The 18,585-nt window shown below is 65.3% G+C and carries 17 protein-coding genes; 13 read left to right on the forward strand and 4 right to left on the reverse strand.

Features of this window, described 5'->3' with window-relative positions; all coding sequences use genetic code 11:
• The first annotated feature begins 24 nt into the window (after nt 1-24).
• The 12 genes from nuoH (at nt 25) to Q9293_RS02725 (ending at nt 13,417) form a co-directional block, all read left to right on the forward strand.
• Nucleotides 25-1,098 carry an NADH-quinone oxidoreductase subunit NuoH gene (gene nuoH / locus Q9293_RS02670; RefSeq protein ID WP_306249770.1) on the forward strand — a complete coding sequence of 358 codons (1,074 nt, stop codon included), beginning with the start codon at nt 25-27 and terminating at the stop codon, nt 1,096-1,098.
• 280 nt (nt 1,099-1,378) lie between these two features.
• Nucleotides 1,379-1,942 carry an NADH-quinone oxidoreductase subunit I gene (locus Q9293_RS02675; protein ID WP_306249772.1) on the forward strand — a complete coding sequence of 188 codons (564 nt, stop codon included), beginning with the start codon at nt 1,379-1,381 and terminating at the stop codon, nt 1,940-1,942.
• A gap of 9 nt (nt 1,943-1,951) precedes the next feature.
• The gene (locus tag Q9293_RS02680) at nt 1,952-2,446 is read left to right on the forward strand and encodes an NADH-quinone oxidoreductase subunit J (protein WP_306249774.1); all 495 of its coding nucleotides are present in this window, start codon (nt 1,952-1,954) and stop codon (nt 2,444-2,446) included.
• Entirely contained in the window at nt 2,446-2,790 is a 345-nt protein-coding gene (gene nuoK, locus Q9293_RS02685; RefSeq protein WP_306249776.1) for an NADH-quinone oxidoreductase subunit NuoK, read from the forward strand. The genes Q9293_RS02680 and nuoK overlap by 1 nt, the downstream gene beginning before the upstream one ends.
• A gap of 7 nt (nt 2,791-2,797) precedes the next feature.
• The gene (gene nuoL, locus Q9293_RS02690; protein ID WP_306249778.1) at nt 2,798-4,702 is read left to right on the forward strand and encodes an NADH-quinone oxidoreductase subunit L; all 1,905 of its coding nucleotides are present in this window, start codon (nt 2,798-2,800) and stop codon (nt 4,700-4,702) included.
• Between the two features lie 8 nt (nt 4,703-4,710).
• Nucleotides 4,711-6,354, forward strand: coding sequence for a NuoM family protein (locus Q9293_RS02695; RefSeq protein ID WP_306249780.1), 1,644 nt, complete (start codon nt 4,711-4,713; stop codon nt 6,352-6,354).
• Nucleotides 6,351-7,850, forward strand: a complete 1,500-nt coding sequence (locus tag Q9293_RS02700; RefSeq protein ID WP_306249782.1) for an NADH-quinone oxidoreductase subunit N — start codon at nt 6,351-6,353, stop codon at nt 7,848-7,850. The genes Q9293_RS02695 and Q9293_RS02700 overlap by 4 nt, the downstream gene beginning before the upstream one ends.
• Nucleotides 7,851-7,968: 118 nt before the next feature.
• Nucleotides 7,969-9,573, forward strand: a complete 1,605-nt coding sequence (locus tag Q9293_RS02705; RefSeq protein ID WP_306249784.1) for an efflux RND transporter periplasmic adaptor subunit — start codon at nt 7,969-7,971, stop codon at nt 9,571-9,573.
• 14 nt (nt 9,574-9,587) lie between these two features.
• Nucleotides 9,588-10,805: an ABC transporter permease gene (locus Q9293_RS02710; RefSeq protein ID WP_306249785.1), complete on the forward strand. Its 1,218-nt coding sequence runs from the start codon at nt 9,588-9,590 to the stop codon at nt 10,803-10,805.
• A gap of 2 nt (nt 10,806-10,807) precedes the next feature.
• Entirely contained in the window at nt 10,808-12,061 is a 1,254-nt protein-coding gene (locus Q9293_RS02715; protein ID WP_306249787.1) for an MFS transporter, read from the forward strand.
• Nucleotides 12,062-12,165: 104 nt separating this feature from the next.
• Nucleotides 12,166-12,897: a DUF4388 domain-containing protein gene (locus tag Q9293_RS02720; protein ID WP_306249789.1), complete on the forward strand. Its 732-nt coding sequence runs from the start codon at nt 12,166-12,168 to the stop codon at nt 12,895-12,897.
• Between the two features lie 16 nt (nt 12,898-12,913).
• Nucleotides 12,914-13,417 (forward strand): roadblock/LC7 domain-containing protein, encoded by a 504-nt coding sequence (locus Q9293_RS02725; RefSeq protein WP_306249791.1) that lies wholly within the window; start codon nt 12,914-12,916, stop codon nt 13,415-13,417.
• 89 nt (nt 13,418-13,506) lie between these two features.
• Here the strand turns inward: Q9293_RS02725 and tpx are convergent, their stop codons facing one another.
• From tpx to Q9293_RS02745, 4 genes are all read right to left on the reverse strand, one after another.
• On the reverse strand, nt 13,507-14,004 hold the full coding sequence (gene tpx / locus Q9293_RS02730; protein WP_306249793.1) for a thiol peroxidase: 498 nt from the start codon (nt 14,002-14,004) through the stop codon (nt 13,507-13,509).
• A gap of 100 nt (nt 14,005-14,104) precedes the next feature.
• Nucleotides 14,105-14,902 carry a DoxX family protein gene (locus Q9293_RS02735; protein ID WP_306249795.1) on the reverse strand — a complete coding sequence of 266 codons (798 nt, stop codon included), beginning with the start codon at nt 14,900-14,902 and terminating at the stop codon, nt 14,105-14,107.
• Between the two features lie 149 nt (nt 14,903-15,051).
• On the reverse strand, nt 15,052-16,284 hold the full coding sequence (locus tag Q9293_RS02740) for an SGNH/GDSL hydrolase family protein (RefSeq protein ID WP_306249797.1): 1,233 nt from the start codon (nt 16,282-16,284) through the stop codon (nt 15,052-15,054).
• A gap of 116 nt (nt 16,285-16,400) precedes the next feature.
• A complete protein-coding gene (locus Q9293_RS02745) occupies nt 16,401-16,940 on the reverse strand; it encodes a DUF4136 domain-containing protein (RefSeq protein WP_306249799.1) in 540 nt (179 codons plus the stop codon).
• A 180-nt stretch (nt 16,941-17,120) separates the two neighbouring features.
• On the opposite strand from Q9293_RS02745, the gene Q9293_RS02750 reads away from it, so the two are divergent.
• Nucleotides 17,121-18,584 carry a PLP-dependent aminotransferase family protein gene (locus Q9293_RS02750; protein ID WP_306249801.1) on the forward strand — a complete coding sequence of 488 codons (1,464 nt, stop codon included), beginning with the start codon at nt 17,121-17,123 and terminating at the stop codon, nt 18,582-18,584.
• Nucleotide 18,585 lies beyond the last annotated feature (1 nt).

The following is an 18,585-nucleotide window of genomic DNA, read 5'->3' on the forward strand; positions in this document are numbered from 1 at the left end:
GGTGGCCCTGCCGGGAAGCCGCCCATGGACAAGCTTGCGAGCCTGCTGCACATGACCCCCGCCCTGTTCTGGGCGGTGGCCAAAGTTGTCATCGTTTTTTCCGCCGTGATGCTGTTGGCATCGGTGTGGACCTGGGTCGAGCGCCGGGGCTCGGCCATGATCCAGGACCGCATCGGCCCCAACCGCACGGCCCTCTTCGGGAAGATCCGCATCCTGGGCCTGGCCCAGCTGCTGGCCGACGGCATCAAGTTCTTCTTCAAGGAAGACCTGGTGCCCACGGATGCCAACAAGAAGCTGTTCTGGCTGGCGCCCTTCCTGGCCTTCGTGCCCGCCCTCATGGGCTTCGCCATCATTCCCTTCGGCAAGGATTTCATCAGCGGCGGCGTGACCTACCACCTGTCCGTGCTGGATCCCGGCAACGGCATGGGCATGCTGTATCCCCTGGCCATTGGCGGCATGGCGGTCTACGGCGTGCTGGTGGCGGCCTGGTCCAGCAACAACAAGTGGTCGATCCTCGGCGGCATGCGCGCCTCGGCGGCCATGGTGAGCTACGAGATCGGCATGAGCCTGGCCGTGGTCACCCTCTTCATGACCACGGGCGGCTACGATCCTTCGGAGATCATCAGGGCGCAGGCCGGCACGGTCTTCAAGGTGCTGCCCAACTGGAACATCTTCCACCAGCCCCTGGGCTTCATCGTCTTCTTCACCTGCATGTTCGCGGAAACGAACCGCCTGCCCTTCGACTTCGCCGAGGGCGAGAGCGAGATCGTGGCGGGCTTCAACACCGAATACGGCAGCATGAAGTTCAGCCTGCTGGCACTCGCCGAGTATTCGCACCTGATGACCGCTTCGGCGCTGATCGCGACGCTCTACTTCGGCGGCTGGCAGGTGCCCTTCGTGGCGGACCCGCCGGTGCTGCTGTCGATCCTCTGCTTCCTGGTCAAGTTGCTGTTCTTCGCCTGGGTGTTCGTGTGGATCCGCTGGACCCTCCCGCGCTTCCGCTACGACCAGCTCATGTTCCTGGGCTGGAAGGTCATGCTGCCGCTGTCCATGGCCAATCTGGTCTTCCACGCCTGGCGCATGAGCCAGGGCCACTAAGAGCTCATAACAAAACCCGACGAGGCCGCGATGAACCCAGGCAGGATGCACCGGAAGGAAGGGCCCGCAGGGCAACGTGGTTCGTTGTCCAAGGGACCTGACGCCGCGGGGCGCCTGCCTGGCTTCATCCCTCCGGGCGAGGGGTGGCGGGCGTCGCGATGCTTCGTCAGGCTCGTTTCGCGTAGTACCCGCTACGCTACACTCACCTTCCTCACCTCGCTCGCCCGGCACCCTTCGCGCGGCCACGTGGGGTTTTGTTATGAGCTCTAAGGAGGGGACGATGGGCGTCGTCGTCAAAAAAGTCGAGCTGAGCTGGCTGGACCGCACCTATGTCTGGCCGGTGCTGAAGGGCATGGCCATCACGGGCCAGCACTTCATCAAGCAGCTCTTCACGCCCACCTCGAAGCGGTACACGATTCAGTACCCCGAGATGAAGAAGGAGATGCCCGCAGGCTATCGCGGCCTCCACGAACTGAAGCGTTTCGAGGATGGCGCCATCAAGTGCGTGGCCTGCTTCATGTGCCAGGAGGCCTGCCCGGCCCGCTGCATCAGCATCGAGGCGGAGGAGTTCAGTGATCTGAACATCACTCAGGGCTTTGAGGAGAAGCGCCCGGCCAAGTTCTCCATCGACATGCTGCGCTGCATCTATTGCGGCATGTGCGAGGAGGCCTGCCCCAAGGATGCCATCTGGCTGCGCAACAACTATGAGGTGGCGGCCTACGACCGGCTCTCCATGCAGTACGGCAAGTGGGACCTCATGAACACCTACGCCGACGCTGATGGCAAGGACCGCATCAGCCAGGATCCCACTCCCTCCGTGCCGCGCCGCACGATCGCGATGTAAGGAGAGGCCATGTTCATCACCTTTGCCCTCATCACGCTCCTGGGCGCCCTGGGGATGCTGCTGCAGAAGAACATCATCGTGGCGGGCCTCTTCATGGTGGCCACCTTCTTTGGTGTGGCTGGCCTCTTCGTCCTGCTGGCCAATCCCGTGGCCGCGGCCTTCCAGCTCATCGTCTACAGTGGCGCCATCATGGTGCTGGTGCTCTTCGTGATCATGATGCTGAACAGCCATGAGGAGGAAAAGGCCCAGTCCTCCCGGCCCATTCAGCGCTGGGTGTCCCTGGCCCTGGTGGCGGCCCTGGCGTTCGGCTCGGTGAAGCTGGTGCTGGCTTCGGCCGGTGTGAAGGCCCTGAATGCCAGCGGCGCGGCCCTGCCGCAGGCCATGACCCTGCAGAAAGTTGGTCTGGAGCTCTTCGCGGGCCACCTGCTGGGCTTTGAAGTGGCGGGCCTCCTGCTGCTGGCGGCCATGATCGGCGCCGTGGCCCTGACGAAGAGGAACCTGTGATGAGCGGCCCGGGAATGAGTGGCATGGACGCGATCCTGCAAGGCGGCCTCCAGGGGTACCTGGTCGTGGCGCTTCTCCTGTTCGCCATCGGCTTGGCGGCGGTGCTGCTGCGCCGCACCCTGCTCATGCAGTTCATGGGCGTGGAGCTGATGCTCAACGCGGCCAACGTCGCCCTGCTGGCCTTCGCCCGCTTCCGCGGGGGCGATGCCCAGGCCATGGTCTTCTACCTCTTCATCATCGCCGTGGCCGCCTGCGAAGCGGCTGTCGGCTTGGCGCTGGTCATCGGCCTCTACCGGCACCGGGACACCACCGACTCGGACCGCGCCGCCAGCCTGAAGCAGTGAGGATGCGATGAACAAGTACTACTGGCTCATTCCGATCCTCCCCCTGCTGGGATCACTCTTCAACGGCCTCCTGGGCAAGCGCGCGGGCAAGGGTGTGGTCACTGTGGTCGGCCTCGGTGTCGTCTTCGGTGCCCTGCTGCTGGCCGTGTCGGCCTTCTTCGCCATGAAGGGCATGCCGGACCACCGGCTGGTGCTGAACTACGGCGAGTGGATGGCCACGGGTTCGCTGAGCGTGCCCTTCGGCCTGGCCATTGATCCCCTCAGCGGCACCATGATGCTGGTGATCACGGGCATCGGCTTCCTCATCCACCTCTACTCCGTGGGCTACATGCATGAGGACGAGGGCTACTACCGCTTCTTCTGCTACCTGAACCTCTTCGTCTTCTTCATGCTCACGCTGGTGCTGGGCTCGAGCCTGGTGCTGATGTTCGTGGGCTGGGAGGGCGTGGGCCTCTGCTCCTACCTGCTCATTGGCTACTTCTACGAAACGGATTTCGCGCCCGATGCCGGCCTCAAGGCCTTCCTCACCAACCGCGTGGGCGACCTGGGCGTGGCCATCGGCATGATGGTGCTCTTCGCCGCCTTCGGCACCTTGACGGTCGCCGACATGCTCACGCAGGCGGGGCATCTCGCGCCTGAGGTGGGTTTCGGCGTCCTCACCTTCGCCACCCTCATGCTCTTCGTGGGCGCCACGGGCAAGAGCGCGCAGCTGCCTCTCTACCTCTGGCTGCCGGACGCCATGGCGGGCCCGACCCCCGTCAGCGCCCTCATCCACGCAGCCACCATGGTGACCAGCGGCATCTACATGATCTGCCGCCTGGCACCCATCTTCACCCTGGCCCCCATCACCATGGACGTGGTGGCCTGGGTGGGCGGTGCCACGGCCCTCTTTGCGGCCACCATCGGTCTGGTGCAGCGCGACATCAAGAAGGTGCTGGCCTACTCTACCGTCTCGCAGCTGGGCTACATGTTCCTGGGCCTGGGGGCCTCGGGCTTCGCCGCGGGCTTCTTCCATGTGTTCACCCATGCCTGGTTCAAGGCTCTCCTCTTCCTCGGTGCCGGCAGCGTGATCCACGCCATGCACCATGAGCAGGACCTCTTCAAGATGGGCGGCCTGAAGAACAAGACGAAGATCACCTTCATCACCATGGTGGCGGGCACGGTGGCCATCATGGGCTTCCCCGGCACCTCGGGCTTTTTCAGCAAGGACGAGATCCTATACCTGGCCTTCCTGAAATCCCCGGCCCTGTGGGTGATCGGCGTCATCGGCGCCTGCTGCACCAGCTTCTACATGTGGCGCCTCATGGCTCTCACCTTCTGGGGCGAACCCCGCGATCACCACGCCTACGACCACGCCCATGAAAGTCCGCTGACCATGACGCTGCCGCTGATGGTGCTTGCGCTGGGTTCGCTGCTCTGGGGTTTCTGGGGCGTGCCTGAAGCTTTCGGCGGCCACTTTGCCGTGGGTGAATGGCTGAAGCCCGCCCTGACCTTCGGCCAGGCCCACGCGGCCCACGGCCACCACGAGGGCCCGGCGGTGCTGCTGGCCATCATCTCCACCAGCCTCGGCTTGGCCTTCGGCTTCCTGGGGTGGAAGACCTTCAAGAATGGCCCCGCCGCGGAGCTGGCCTTCGCCGAGAAATTCCCCGGCCTGCACAACCTGCTGCTGAACAAGTACTACGTGGATGAGGGCGTCGAGCTCTACCTGCTGCGGCCCATCCGCTGGTTCGGCAATGTGCTGTGGAAGCTCTTCGACGTGATCATCATCGATGGCGTGGGGGTGAACCTGCCGGGCGCACTGGCCCGGGTCTTCGGGGATTTCACCGCCCTCTTCCAGACCGGCCGGGTGCGCAACTACGCCCTGAGCATGGCGCTGGGGGCCGCGATCCTCCTCTATGTCTTCCTGAAGTAGGTGGGGCGATGACCTGGCTGAACTCCCATCCCCTCACCTTCCTGGTCTTCGCACCGGCGCTGCTGGGCTTCCTGCTCATGGCGCTGCCTCACACGCTGGGCCGTCTCTCGCGCATGGTCGGCTTCATGGGCGCGCTGGCCATCTTCATCCTCAGCCTTTCCTGGCTGCTGGGTCACGGTGGTGCCCCCCTGGTGGAGCGCGCTCCCTGGTTCACCCTGGTGGGTCTGCCGGTGGATTACGCCCTGGCCGTGGATGGCTTGAACTTCTGGCTGGTGCTCCTCACCACTTTCCTGGTGCCCCTCACCCTGCTGGGCACCTGGAACAGCATCAAGGATCGCATCGGCACCTTCGTGGCGCTGTTCCTGATGCTGGAAACGGGCATGCTGGGCGCCCTCATGGCCCGGGACCTCTTCTTCTTCTACCTGTTCTGGGAAGCCATGCTCATCCCGATGTATTTCATGATCGGGGTCTGGGGCGGCGACGAGAGGCGCTACGCCGCCAACAAGTTCTTCCTCTACACCCTGAGCGGTTCGCTGCTCTGGCTGGTGGCGCTGCTCTACCTGGCCAACAAGGCGGGCGGCTTCAATCCCACGCTCATGGGGCAGGCGGCCACGCTGCTGCCCTTCAGTGCCCAGTGCTGGCTCTTCATCGCCTTCGCGGTGGCCTTCGCCATCAAGGTGCCGCTCTTCCCGCTGCACACATGGTTGCCGGATGCCCACGTGCAGGCGCCCACGGCGGGCTCGGTCATTCTCGCCGGCGTGCTGCTGAAGCTGGGCGGATACGGCTTCCTGCGCTTCGCCATTCCCATGTTCCCCAATGCCGCCATGCACTACGCCAAGCCCATCGCGGTGCTCAGCGTCATCGCCATCGTCTACGGCGCGCTGGTGGCCATGGTGCAGCGCGACATCAAGAAGCTGGTGGCCTATTCCTCCGTGAGCCACATGGGCTTCGTGATGCTGGGCCTGGCTTCCTTCACGGTGATCGGCACCCAGGGCGCCATGCTGCAGATGCTCAACCACGGCATCAGCACCGGCGCACTCTTCCTGCTGGTGGGCATGCTCTACGACCGGGCCCACACGCGCATGATCGCCGACTTCGGCGGCGTGGCCGTGAAGATGCCGGTGTTCACCACCTTCTTCCTCATCGTCACCCTCAGCTCCATCGGCCTGCCTCTGACCAACGGCTTCGTGGGCGAGTTCTGGATCCTCAACGGCACCTTCCTCTCCGGCTTTGGCTGGGGCCGCCTCTACGCCTGCCTGGCCACGTCGGGTGTGCTGCTGGGCGCGGTCTACATGCTGTGGATGTTCAAGCGGGTCTTCTGGGGCCCCGAGAACAAGGACGAGGACAGCGGCACCCATCACCTGCACGGCGACCTGAACGCCCGCGAGATCGCGGTGCTGCTGCCCCTGGTGGCGCTGATCGTGTGGATGGGCGTCCATCCCAAGACCTTCGTGGCCATCAGCGAAACGCCGGTGACGGCCCTCCTGCAGGACGCCAAGGCGCCCGCGCCGCGCACCTTCGTCCTCAGGCCTGCCGTGCATGAAGCGCCGGCGGGCCACGAGGCCGCTGCACCTGAAGCCCATGCCTCCGAAGTCAAGGAAGGGCATGCCGAACCCGCCGGTCATGCCCCTGTGCAGGAGGTGCACCGATGAGCCTCACTCCCAGTCAATGGGCGGCCATGCTGCCGCTGATCATTCCGGCCCTGGGGGCCTGTCTGATCGCTATCATGTCCCTCGACAAGGATCAGGAAACCACCAAGTGGATCCGGGGCGCCATGTACGGCACGGCGCTGCTGGCCGTGGGCGCCAGCTTCTGGTACTTGACGGATCTCTGGCAGACCGGCGCCCAGCCCAGCTTCTACCAGCTGCGCCAGGATCGTTTGGCCCAGTTCACGGGCATCTTCGTGCTGGTGGCCGCGGCCATGACCATCCTCCAGAGCTGGGATCACTTCCACCAGGAAGGCTGGGTGAAGGGCGAGACCCTCTGCCTGCTGCTGTTCTCGGTCACGGGCCTGATGCTCTTCGCCACCACGTCCCATTTTGTGGTGCTCTTCCTGGCCCTGGAACTCTTCAGCATCCCGCTTTATGCCCTGGTGGGCACGGTTCGGGCCCGCTCGGAAAGCTCCGAAGGCGGCATGAAGTATTTCCTCACGGGCGCTGTGGCCTCCAGCTGCTTCCTCATGGGCGGCGTGCTGATCTACGGACTCAGCGGCAGCCTCGACCTCGCTGCTGCGGCCTACACCCTCAAGGCGCAGGGGCTGGCCGCCGACCCCCTGGTGCTGGCGGGCGCGGCCCTGATGCTGCTGGGCTTCCTCTTCAAGGTCTCCGCGGTGCCTTTCCACCAGTGGACGCCGGATGCCTATGAGGCGTCTCCCCATCCCATCGCGGGGTTCATGTCCGTGGCCACCAAGGGCGTGGCCTTCATCGCCCTCCTCCGCATCTTCCCCGCGAGTCTGGCGCCCCTGGGCGTCGTGGGCGTGAAGATGCAGGCCGTGGTGGCGGTGCTGGCCGTGGCGACCCTGGTGGTCGGCAACCTCACGGCCCTGGTGCAGACCAACGTGAAGCGCATGCTGGCCTATTCCAGCATCAGCCACGCGGGCTACCTCCTGCTGGGCTTCGTGGCGGGCACCCCGGCCGCCTTCGCAGGCGTGCTGTTCTACCTGGTGATCTACCTGGCCATGAACATGGGGGCCTTTGGCTTGCTCACGGCCTTCGGGCTGGTGGGGGAGAAGACGACCTTCGACGACCTGCGGGGTCTGGGTTGGAAGCGGCCTGCCATGGGCGTGGCCGCGGTCATCTTCATGCTGAGTCTGGCGGGCATCCCCCCCATGGGCGGGTTCTACGGCAAGTACATGATCTTCCGTGAGCTCGTAGCCACGGGCCATGTGGGCATGGCCATCCTGGGCGTGCTGGCCAGCCTCGTCTCGGCCTATTACTACCTGCGCTTCCTGGTGGCCCTGTTCCTTCAGGCCCCCAGTGCCGAGGCCGAGCGCCTGGCCTCGGACCGCCCGGCGGTCCACGCCCCCCTGGCGGGTGCCACGGTGCTGGTTTGCGCCGTGCTGGTGCTGGCTGGCGGTTTCCTCCAGACCTTTCTGGTCGACGGGTTTGCCCGGCGGGCGTTGGTGGAAGGGCTCGGTTTGGGCCGCTGACCCCAAAAAAGGCTTCAACCGGGAAGCTCTTCTGGCGGTCTATACATCGTTATGCGAAGGTTGAGCAAAGGTAGAGGTTGGGTACGACCTGGCCCCTTGACACGTGGAGCTTGTCACCATGAAGCGGAACACCTGGATTGGTCTTGGAATCGGCATCGCCGTGGTGGCTGGCGGAACCGCCTATTACCTCAGTCGGCCCAAGGATGAGGTGAAGTGGCGCCTGGGCAAGCTGGACCGCGGCAACATCACCCAGCGCATCAATGCGACGGGGGCGGTGAGCCCCGTGGTGCAGGTGGCCGTGGGCACCCAGGTCTCCGGCGTCATCCAGGCCCTCTACGTGGACTACAACAGCATCGTGAAGAAGGGGCAGCTCATTGCCCAGATCGATCCCACGGTGTGGGACACGCAGCTTCAGGATGCCCAGGCCAGCCTGCTGAAAGCCGAGGCCGCCTATTCCTTTGCCAAGGCGGACTACCAGCGGAGCAAGCGACTCTCCCAGGAGAAGCTGCTGGCGGACCAGGATCTGGAAACCAAGGAAACGGCCCTCAAGAATGCCGAGGGCAATCTGGAATCCGCCAAGGCCTCCCTCGAGCGGGCCAAGGCCAACCGAGGCTACTGCGACATCACGGCGCCCGTGGATGGTGTGGTCATCTCCCGTCTGGCCGACGTGGGCCAGACCGTGGCCGCCAGTTTCAGCACGCCCAACCTGTTCATGATCGCCCAGGACCTTTCCCAGATGAAGGTTCAGGTGAACATCGGCGAATCCGATATCGACGACGTCAAGGTGGGCCAGCGGGCCCTCTTCACGGTGGACAGCCTGCCGGACAAGCAGTTCCGGGCCACGGTGAGTCTGGTCCGCCAGGAGCCGGTCACCACCCAGAATGTGGTGAACTACGTGGTGGAGATGATCGTACCCAACGAACCCCTTGGGGGGGCGGATGACACGGCCAAGGGCGCGGACCATGAGGGCTGGAAGGGCGGAGGTAAGACCGCCGCTGGGCAGGGAGCCCGCCCGAACGCTGCGGCTGGCGAGCGCGAAGGCGCACCGGACCCCGAGAAGGTCTGGGAGCGCATGAAGGATCGCATGACGGCCCAGGGGGTCACGAAGGAGCAGTTCCTCAAGCGATTCAAAGAGCGCATGGCTGTGGGTGGCGGCCGATTCGGCGGTGGCCGGCCTGTCCAGGCGATGCCGGCCAGCACCTCGGCGCCGGTTGGGGACCGCAACGCCCTTGCCCGCATTCCAGGCGGCGCCAGCCAACTGGGCGGGCCCAAGTTCACGGGTGATCTGGCCCTGCGGTCGGGCATGACGGCCAATGTCACCATCAGCACCAATCAGGTGAAGGATGTCCTGCGAGTGCCCAACGCGGCCCTGCGCTTCAACCCTGCGGCCTTCATCAAGGATGAGAAGAAGACCGACGGCCCGCGGCTGGGACAACCCGCCATGATGGGCGGCGGCCCGCGTCCAGGCGGTGGTGCGCAGCAGGCCGGCACGGGCAGCAAGGGCGGCATGGTGGCCCGCCGGGAAGATCGCATCTGGGTGCTGGAGAATGGCAAGCCGAAGGCCATCGTGGTCAAGGCGGGCATCTCCGATGGCCAGTTCACGGAAGTGACTGGCGAAGGGCTCAATGAGGGAATACAGGTGCTCGTGGGTGTCGACAATTCCAAGCAGGCTGGCGGCGCTGCTGCGGCTCCGCTGGGTGGCACGCCAGGCGGACGGCGTTAAGCCGGAGGTGAAGCGTGTCTCCGACGGAATTCCTGAAGCTGGCCCTATTTGCCATCACCCGCAACAAGATGCGGGCCTTCCTCACCATGCTTGGCATCATCGTCGGCGTGGGGGCGGTCATCGCCATGATCGGCATCGGCGAGGGCTCTAAGCGCGCCTCCATCGCCCTGATCCAGAATATGGGTTCCAACATGCTGACCATTTTCCCGGGCAGCGGCGGCAACCGCTTCGGCCCCATGGCCATGGGCAGCGCCGACATCCTGCTGGAGAGCGATGTTCCCCTCATCAAGCAGGAGTTGGCCCAGAGCAGCGTGGTCACCGCCACGCAGCAGGTGCAGACGACGCGGCCCGTCATCTACCAGGGCCTCAACTACGTGACCCAGATCCAGGGGACGGGCCCTGAATTCCTGGAAATCCGGGGCTGGGAAGTGGAGAGCGGGCGTTTCTTCACAGACGCGGAAGTGCGCGGCATGGCCAAGGTATGCGTGCTGGGGCAGACCGTGAAGGACAACCTCTTTCCCAATGGGGATGATCCGGTGGGTCAGACCGTGCGTGTGGGCGCGCTGCCCTTCCTGGTGGTGGGTGTGCTGGAGAAGAAGGGCGCGGGCATGTTCGGTGATCAGGACGATCTCATCGTGGCGCCCTACACCTCGGTGATGCGGAAGATCATGGGCCGCGACAAGATCCAGCGCATCATGGCCAGTGCCCAGGAGGGCAAGGCGGAGTTGGCGGAAACTGAGATCACGGCCCTGCTGCGCCAACGCATGAAGGTGGCCCCCAAGGATGACAATCCGTTCATGATCCGCAAGCAGGATGACATCGTGCAGATGCAGACCCAGCAAGCGGGCATCCTCACGGCGCTGCTCGCCGTGGCTGCCAGCATCTCCCTGGTGGTGGGCGGCATCGGCATCTCCAACATCATGCTGGTGAGCGTGACCGAGCGCACCCGTGAGATCGGCGTGCGCCGGGCTCTGGGCGCCACCCAGCGGAACATCCTTTGGCAGTTCCTGGTGGAAGCGGTGGTGCTGGCCTTCTTCGGCGGCATCATCGGGGTGGCCTTCGCCATGTCCGCCATCGCCATCCTGCAGAAGTTCCAGGTGCCCGCCGTAACCGAGACCTGGGCCGTGGTGCTGGGCTTGGGCTTCAGTGGCATTGTGGGCGTGGTGGCCGGCTTCCTGCCGGCGTTGAAGGCTGCGAATTTGGATGTCATCGACGCTCTGAGGTACGAGTAGACGTGGCAACCGACGCTGGGGGACCTCCGCACGATCCCTATGCGGTGCTGCGGAACCCCGACTACCGCTGGTTCATTGCTTCCATGGGCCTGGTGACGCTGGGCCTGCAGATGCAGGGCCTGGTGGTGGGCTGGCAGGTGTATGTCCGCACGGGCGATCCCTTGGCCCTGGGCTTGGTGGGATTGTCGGAAGCTTTGCCCTTCATCGGCGTGGCCCTGTTCGGCGGCCATGTGGCTGATCGCGTGAACCGGCTGCGTCTCTGCATGGGGTCCACGCTGGCGCTGGCGTTTTGCTCCGCCCTTCTGCTGGGTTTCACCTGGCATTTCACCACCGGGGCGGCGGCCAAGGCCGTGGTGCCGATCTATGGGATCATCTTCCTCACGGGCATTGTCAGGGCTTTCTACCGCCCGGCGAACCTGGCCCTGGGGACGGATCTGCTGCCCAAGGAACTCTACGCCAACGGTTCGACCTGGCGCGTGTCGGTGTTCCACTCCGGCATGGTGCTGGGGCCCGCCCTCGGTGGCCTCGTCTACGCCTGGCGGGGCCCGGTGGCGGCCCACGCCCTGGTGTTGGCGCTGCTGGTGACGGGGTTTCTGGGGCTGCTGCCCATCCACTACCTGCCCCGGGCCATCCGCCCTCAAGAGGGCTCCATCTTCGCCAGCCTGGGAGAAGGATTGCGCTTTGTCTTCTCCCAGAAGCTGCTGTTGGGGGCCATCAGTCTGGATCTGTTCGCGGTGCTCTTCGGCGGGGCGGTGGCGGTGCTGCCCGTCTTCGCCAAGGAAGTGCTGATGACGGGCCCCCACGGCCTTGGTGCTCTGCGCGCCGCCCCGGCGGTGGGCTCGGTGCTCATGGGCCTCACCATGGCGCACCTGCCTCCCCTGCGCAAAGCGGGGCGCACCCTGCTGTTCTGTGTGGCAGGCTTTGGCCTGGCCATGATCGGCTTCGCCCTCAGCCGCAGCTTCGTGGCGAGCCTGCTCCTGCTGGCGGCCAGCGGGGCCATGGACAACGTGAGCGTGGTGCTGCGGGCCACTCTGCTGCAGACCCTCACGCCTGAGCACATGCTGGGCCGCGTGTCCTCCGTGAACCAGGTCTTCATCGGCTCCAGCAACGAGATCGGCGCCTTTGAAAGCGGCCTGGCCGCGCGTCTGCTGGGCCTGGTGCCTTCGGTGGTCTTCGGGGGCTGCATGACGCTGCTGGTGGTGCTCTTCACGTCCTGGCGCGTGCCCGAACTGCGGAAGATGGAACGCATCGGCTGAAGCCTCCTCACTGAGGCCGGCGGCCCGTGGGTTTCCCTTGGCGGGAAACGCGATCGCGGTGTATGTTTCTCCTTCCCCCCTCAAAACCTTCACGGAGGCATGTCATGGCGCCGTTGAGAGACCAGCCCGAGCGGCCGGGGGAGGCTTTTGGCAGTGCGGTGCGTGGCCATGAACTGGCCCATCTGATCCAAATCCACTCCGAGCATCAATTCACAGGGTGCCTCTCCTTTCATGATGGGGAATCCACAGGCTTGGTCTTCTTTCGAGCCGGGGCGGTGGTTCATGCGGAGCTCGGCGGTCGATCGGGCGAGGAGGCCCTGTGCGACCTTCTCGATTGGCCCCAGGGCTATGTCAAGCTCCTTCCTGGTTTGACCAGCACCGCCACGAGCCTGCAGAAGCCCTGCAAACGCCTCCTCCAGGACGTGAACTGCATCCTGGAATTCCGCAGGGCCAGCCACAACACCGAGCGCCTTCCAGAGGCTCCCGAGGGTCCTCCGGAGAAGGCGCTGAAGGCCAGTGAGATCATCGAGAAGGTCAAGGGGGTTCCGGGCGTTCTGTATGCCGTGCTTCAGACCATGGATGGCCAGAGGATCGGCGATGCGAGTTTTGAAGGGGAGGTCCTGGCCGGCCAGGGATCTTTTCTGGCCATGGTGAGTACCCAGTTGTCCCCGGCCTTTCAGGCGGGGGACACGTTGTCCGCGGTGGTGGAAGGCGCCTCGCGCCACCTGCTGCTGCTCGGATTGAAGCACCACCTCCTTTGCGTTCTGGCCAGCGGGGAACACCCTGCGGGCGCTGTGGAGGCTCAGATCCGGCAAGCCTTCGCCGTGGCCCGCTAAGCGGAGGGTGAGCCCCATGCAGACGATCCTGGATCAAATGAACACGCTGCCCGGCATGGTGGGGAGCCTGGTTTACGGCCCCGAAGGGCGGATTCTCGCCCAGGCTTTTCCCGCGGCATTCGATGCGAGTCAGCTTGCTGAGGCCGTCGACATGCTCCTGAACGGAGCCCACGGCTTGGAGGTCGCCACGGGCCCCATCGCCATGCTCGATTTCCGCTACCGCGGCGCACGCATCATCGTCCGCCCCATCAAAGGCGCAACCCTGCTCCTGCTTTGCACGCCCCAGGCCAACCTCCCGTTTCTCAACATCTCGCTTGGGATGGCGATTCCCAAGGTCGAGAAGCTGGCGGCCCAGCGGGCGCTGCTTCCGGAGCCGACCCCGCCGGGGAAGGCCGACGATTCCGGAAGCCCTTCCAGTTCTCCGCTCGAAGCGGACGTGGAAAAGCTGAAAGGATTTGAAAAGGTGTTCTTGAAAATGGATTCCTGGATTCGCAAAAAGAGCGGGATCCAGGACGGCTAGGCCGACAGGGGGCCTGGGAGGCGTATCGCACCGCAGTACACAACGAGCGACCCTGAAAGGCCGCTCGTTGTGGTTTGAAGGCGAGGTTTTTACAGAACAGCCAGGGCCGCATTGTAATCGGGCTCGTTTCCGATTTCGGGGACGAGCTCCGTGTGAACGACCGCACCCTTCTCGTCGACCACCACGACGGCGCGGGCCAACAGGCCCTTCAGGGGGCCATCCACCAGGGTCACACCGTAGGACTGGCCGAAGTCGGCGGCACGGAAGCTGGAGGCGGGCACCACGTTGTCCAGGCCTTCGGCGCCACAAAAGCGCTTCTGGGCGAAGGGCAGGTCGGCGCTGATGCAGAGCACGGTGGTGTTGGGCTTCTCGTTGGCGCGGGCGTTGAACTTGCGCACGCTCGCGGCGCAGGTGGGTGTGTCCACGCTGGGGAAGATGTTCAGCACCACGCGCTGGCCCGCGAGGTCTTTGGCAGAGACTTCAGACAGGTCCGTGCGTACCAGGGTGTAGGCCGGCGCAGCTGCGCCCACCTTTGGCAGATCGCCAGAGGTGTGGATGGGGTTGCCCTTGAGGGTGACTTGGGCCATGGGGTTCTCCTTGTGAATCTCCCAGATTACCGCCGAGTTGTGACTTTGCAGGGAACTTGGCCGCGATGTTCTGACCGGCGCTCAGGGACGCTCTGAACGGTCACCTTCCCTTGGCTTCCCTTGGCCAGTGGGCCAGCAGCACGCTGATGAAGCAGGCAATCAGCAGCAGGCTGAATTCCATCCCATTCTCTCCAGGCCCCACCACGAACCAGTGGGGGGCGTGCACGGTCTGAATGCCCATGGCCAGGATGAAGCTGTGCCCTAGGCAAGCTGGCACCACGAAACGGCGGGCCAGCAGGGCCAGGGAACAAGCGGTCTGAATCAGCAGGATCAACCACACCAGCTGGTGGCCGAAGGGGTAGCCCAGGCCCTGCAGGAACTGGCCGAAGGCGGGCAGGCCCTCGGGATAGGCGAATCCATGCAAGGGGTGCGCGGCGATCACGGCTGCCGCGGCGATCCGCACCAGATCAAGGCCCTGGTGGGAAGGGATCTCTCCATCTCCGATCTGGGGCCGCCGCACTTGGGCCCACAGCAAGGCCAGCAGGCAGGCCATCAGCAGCGCGCTGTACTCGGCGCCGGGGTGTCCCGGCTCTGAGGCTCCACCCACCACGTACCATCGGGGTGCGTGCACCAGCCCGATGCCCACGGCCAGCACCAGGAGGTGGCCCAGGCAGGCAGGGAGCATGAACCGCCCGGCCAGCAGAGCCAGAGAACAAAGGGTCTGCAGGATCACCACACTCCAGGCGAGGCCGTGTCCCATCGGCAGGTGGCGGGCCGAGAGGAGGTCGCCGAGGCCGCGGATTTCTTCGGGGTGCAGCAGGGCGTGGACGGCGTGGGACAGCAGCAGCAGGGCCACGGCGACCCGGATCACGGCCAGGCCGCGGGCCGGATGCTGCACTGGTAGGCGGAACCGGAGAGGCGCGGGAATCCTTCGCAGGGGGAACCTTTCGATGAGCTGTCCTCAGGATGGGCCAAGGCGCCGCGGCCTTCCACGCGAACTGCCCCCGCCAAGGCTCGGCCCACCCCAGATCCGCAGGGCTCGAACCTTCAATGGGGCCCGGAGGAGGCTTCCACAAAGAGGCGTCGGTACACCAGGGCCGCCATGGCCTGGTATCCGGCCTCATTCGGATGCAGGTGGTCGCCGCTGTCATAGGCGGGCAGGAGGTGGTCCGGGCGGGCGGGATCGCCCATCACCTGCTCGAAATCGACGATCGCGTCGAAGGCGCCGGAGCTGCGGATCCAGTCGTTGAGCACCCGGCGCTTGGCCGCGCCGGCTTCTGTATGCACAAAGGGTTTCCTGACTCCCGCCTTGGGCAGCAGGGTGGCGCCCATGATCCTGAGGCCCTTGGCATGGGCGCGCGCGATGAGCCGCTTCATGCCCTCGATGATCTGCTGGGCCGATACCTGATCCTTGGACAAAGGCAGCATGTCGGAGGCGCTGATGTCATTGCTCCCGCTCAGCAGCAGGACCCAGCGCGCCCCTGGCTTGTCGAGGGCATCGCGGTCGAAGCGTGCCAGCCCGCTGGGGCCCACGAAGGGATCGACGCCATCATTGAGGATCCGATTTCCCGCGATGCCCGCATTGACCACGGCGATGGCGGCCGTCGCCGGGCTGTCTTGAAGCCTGGCCGCGAGCGCATCGGGCCATCTTCCGTAGCCATCCAGCTTGGAGCCCACGCCATCGGTGATGGAATCGCCGAAGGCCACCAGGGTCTGGGCTCCCGGGACAGCGGCCACCTCGACATCCGAAAGGAAGTAGCGGCTGTCATCGGTCTCCCCCGGGGGGAAGGCCACCGCGGCGGTGGCATCGGCACCGCGTGAGAGGTAGGCGGTCCGGTTTCCAAAGCCATGGATGGTCGAGGCTGGAACTTCGGTGGGCAGGTACAGGCTGATGGCCAGCTCCTGCAAGGCGGCCACCTTCATGGGAACCGGGTCGCTGAGGGCGCTGCCGCCCACGGGGATGGTCACGGTCGGCTTGCCGCCGAAACGCAGGGCGAGATCACTGCCTGGCTGGATGGCTGATCCCGTAGCGGGCACCGCCACGTGTACGGGGCCGAGGGTGAGCGGCGCTTTCCCGAACAGGTTGGAGAGTCGAATCCTCAGGCTTGAACCGCCGATGCTGGGGCGGAGGATCTGACGAATGGTCTGGGGCTTGAGAGGCGGCCCTTCGGAGTCAGGCGGTGCCGTCCAGGCGGACACCCAGGCCCGCTCCATGGGGGCCTGGGCCAGTAGCAGGGATGCGGAGATACCGAGCAGAAAACCAAGGCAGGCACGTCGCAAGGGGCAGCAGGGCATGGGTGTCCTTTGGGGGTATCCCCAAAGTGATGGATCGGGGGCGGGGTGTCTATCCCGTGTGCCCCTGGATCAATTCCTTTCGCCCCACGCGCCGCAGGGCACTACCTCGGCGGGAACTTGGCCAGGATGTCCTTCACGGCCTTGGGCACCACCTCGTCGGCGTCCTCGGGGTTGGTCAGGCCGGTAAGCGCTCCGGCGGCGGCGCCCTGCCAGATCATCTGGTTGGACTTGAAATCCACGATCTCGATGACGATGGTGCCTTCCTTGTGGTTGTGCACTTGGCTGCTGCTCACCCCCACGCCACCGTAGAAGGGCCGGTAGCCCCAGCCCCAGCCACTGCGGACGGTGGTGCGGACCTTGTGGTTGGTCACAACAGGGTAGTAGGTGACGAGGAAATCAGGATCAGCCTTGGTGTCCATGGTGAAGCCCTTGGCCTGCAGCTCCTTCTCCACGGCGGCGCGGACGCGCTTGTCCATGAGGCTGGTGGTGCCGCCAGTGCCCTTCTTCGAGGTGTAGTAGTCGAAGGTCTTGTACTTGGCGTAGGAGGCGGTGACATCGTAGTCGTAGGTCACGTTGTAGCCGCGGCAGGCCCCCAGCATGGCGAGGGAGAGCAGGGCGACGGATAGGGGCAGGGCACGCATGGAACCTCCGGATCACCAGTATGGATGCGGGATAAACCGAAAAGGTTGAACTTCAGATTGGTCTAGGGTGGTCTGGGCTATGTCCAGGTTTTCCCTTCACTGCCCGGATGGTCTGCCCTGGGCTGTGATTTTCATTTCCTTTCTTGGAATGGAAGGGCATTTCGGCTGATCCTGATGGGGATGGTTCTCGATCCCACCCTCGACCCTGGCGCGTCCAGCCCCCTCTATCTGCAATTGCAGAGGCGGCTCCGCGGACTCATCCAGCAGGGTGAGTGGCGACCGGGTTCCCGGCTGCCCGCCGTGCCTGAGCTGGCGCAGCGCTGGGGCGTGCATCGCCTCACGGTGCTGAAGGCCCTGGCGGGGTTGAAACGAACCGGTTGGATCCAGACGGTGCAGGGCAGGGGGAGCTTCGTGGCGCCCCGGCTGCCGGAGGCCCCAGGCCTGCGGGCCAGCAGCGAATTCCCCTTCGAGGGTTCGCCGCTGCTGGTGCATGACGGCGAGTTGGGCTCCTGGCTGGGCGAGACGCTGGAGCGGGCTCAGGACCGCCACCTCGTCAGCTTTTCGGCTGGCTTCATTCCTTCTGACCTCCTGCCTGGTGAGCAGCTGCGGCGCCTCACGGCCCAGGTGTTGAAGGATCTGGGTTCCGAAGCCTGGGTGTACTCGGCGCCTGCGGGATACCTGCCGTACCTCGAGGCCGTGGGCCGCTGGCTGGCCTCCGAAGGGGAACCCATTGATGAAGGCTGGGGCATCCGCTCCATTCCCGGCGCCCAGTCCGGGCTGGCCCTGTCCCTGGAATCCTTCACGGTGCCTGGCGACCGCGTGCTGGTGGAGAGCCCCTGTTACGTGGGCATCCTGGCCCTCATCCGCGCCCTGGGCCGCGAGGCGGTGCCCGTGCCGGTGGATCGCCAGGGCCTCGACCCCGAGCGCCTGGCCTCGGCCCTGCAGCGCAGCGAAGCGAAGATGCTCTTCACGGTGCCCAGTTTCCACAACCCCACGGGCATGACGCAGTCCAAGGCCCGCCGTGAACGCGTGCTGGCCCTCACCCGCGCCCATGGCGTGATTCTGGTGACGGATTCGGCCTACGGTGATCTGCGTTTCTCGGGCAACTCCCTGCCGCCCTTCCGGCGGCTGGAAGGTGCAGACCACGTCATCCACCTGGGCAGCTTCTCCAAGTCTCTGGCGGCGGGTCTGCGCATGGGCTACCTCATCGCCAAGGACGATCTTTTGCGGCGCATGGCGCCCATCCAGGAGGTGCAGACCATCGCCCAGCCACCTCTCATGCAGGCGGTGGTGGCGCGCTTCCTCGACACCGGCGGCTTCCGGCGCCACCTGGCCCGGCTGCGCCGTTCGCTGAAGGAGCGCCGGGACGCCATGATCGAGGCCCTCGCGGAGCATTTTCCGCCAGGTACGCAGGTCTCCGAGCCCAAGGGCGGCATGCACCTCTGGGTAGTGATGCCCGAGGATTTCTCTGCATTGGACCTGCACCGCGATGCGCTGCAGCACGGCCTGGGCTTTGCCCCGGGGCCCCTCTTCTTCGCCGACGGCCGGGGCACCAACTGTCTCCGCCTCAACTTCTCCACCCACGACCCGGCGACCACCCGGGACGCCATCGCGCGGCTGGGCCATCTGGTCCACCGGGCCTGAT

This window comes from Geothrix sp. PMB-07, from assembly GCF_030758935.1.
In the GTDB taxonomy this organism is placed as follows: domain Bacteria; phylum Acidobacteriota; class Holophagae; order Holophagales; family Holophagaceae; genus Geothrix.